A 1,408-nucleotide genomic window follows, 5' to 3' on the forward strand; every position below is an offset into this window, starting at 1 on the left:
CGCTGGAGTCTTTGCTTGGAATCCCTGCTGGAGTGTCTGCTGGGGAATCTCTGCTGAATGTCTGCTGGAGTGTCCGCTGGAATCTCTGCTGGAGTCCCTGCTGGAATCATCGGGGGAGTGTCCGCTGGAATCCCAGCTGGAGTGTTTGCTGGGAGTGTTTGCTGGAGTGTCTGCTGGGAGTGTCCGCTGGGAATCTTTGCTTAGATCATCGGGGGAGTGTCCGCTGGAATCATCGGGGGAGTGTTTGCTGGGAGTGTCCGCTGGAATCATCGGGGGAGTGTTTGCTGGGGAATCTCTGCTGAATGTCTGCTGGGGAGTCCCTGCTGGAGTGTCCGCTGGAATCTCTGCTGGAATCATCGGGGGAGTGTTTGCTGGGAGTGTCCGCTGGAATCCCAGCTGGAGTGTTTGCTGGGAGTGTTTGCTGGAGTGTCTGCTGGGAGTGTCCGCTGGAATCATCGGGGGAGTGTTTGCTGGGAGTGTCCGCTGGGGAGTCCCTGCTGGGGAATCCCTGCTGAATGTCTGCTGGAATCATCGGGGGAGTGTCCGCTGGAGTCTTTGCTTGGAATCCCTGCTGGGAGTGTCCGCTGGAGTATTTGCTTGGAATCCCAGCTGGAGTGTTCGCTGGAATCTCTGCTGGGGAGTCCCTGCTGAATGTTCGCTGGAATCATCGGGGGAATGTTCGCTGGAGTCTTTGCTTGGAATCCCTGCTGGAGTGTCTGCTGGGGAATCTCTGCTGAATGTCTGCTGGAGTGTCCGCTGGAATCTCTGCTGGGGAATCCCAGCTGGAGTGTCTGCTGGGAGTGTCCGCTGGGGAGTCCCTGCTGAATGTCTGCTGGAATCATCGGGGGAGTGTCCGCTGGAGTGTTTGCTGGGGAATCTCTGCTGAATGTCTGCTGGGGAGTCCCTGCTGGAGTGTCCGCTGGAGTCCCTGCTGGAATCATCGGGGGAGTGTTTGCTGGGAGTGTCCGCTGGAATCCCAGCTGGAGTGTTTGCTGGGAGTGTTTGCTGGAGTGTCTGCTGGGAGTGTCCGCTGGGAATCTTTGCTCAGATCATCGGGGGAGTGTCCGCTGGAATCATCGGGGGAGTGTTTGCTGGGAGTGTCCGCTGGAATCATCGGGGGAGTGTTTGCTGGGGAATCTCTGCTGAATGTCTGCTGGGGAGTCCCTGCTGGAGTGTCCGCTGGAATCTCTGCTGGAATCATCGGGGGAGTGTTTGCTGGGAGTGTCCGCTGGAATCATCGGGGGAGTGTTTGCTGGGAGTGTCCGCTGGAATCATCGGGGGAGTGTTTGCTGGGAGTGTCCGCTGGGGAGTCCCTGCTGGGGAATCCCTGCTGAATGTCTGCTGGAATCATCGGGGGAGTGTCCGCTGGAGTCTTTGCTTGGAATCCCTGCTGGGAGTGTCCGCTGGA

At 58.4% G+C, this 1,408-nt stretch carries 1 protein-coding gene and 1 pseudogene; both read left to right on the plus strand.

Annotation, left to right across the window (positions count from 1 at the left end):
- A pseudogene (locus BUB73_RS17495) lies at window positions 1-886 on the plus strand (hypothetical protein); the annotation flags it as partial.
- On the plus strand, window positions 887-1,408 hold a 522-nt coding region (locus BUB73_RS17095; RefSeq protein ID WP_139259282.1), incomplete at its 3' end, for a hypothetical protein.

It is taken from the genome of Fibrobacter sp. UWH6 (assembly GCF_900142465.1).
In the GTDB taxonomy this organism is placed as follows: Bacteria; Fibrobacterota; Fibrobacteria; order Fibrobacterales; family Fibrobacteraceae; genus Fibrobacter.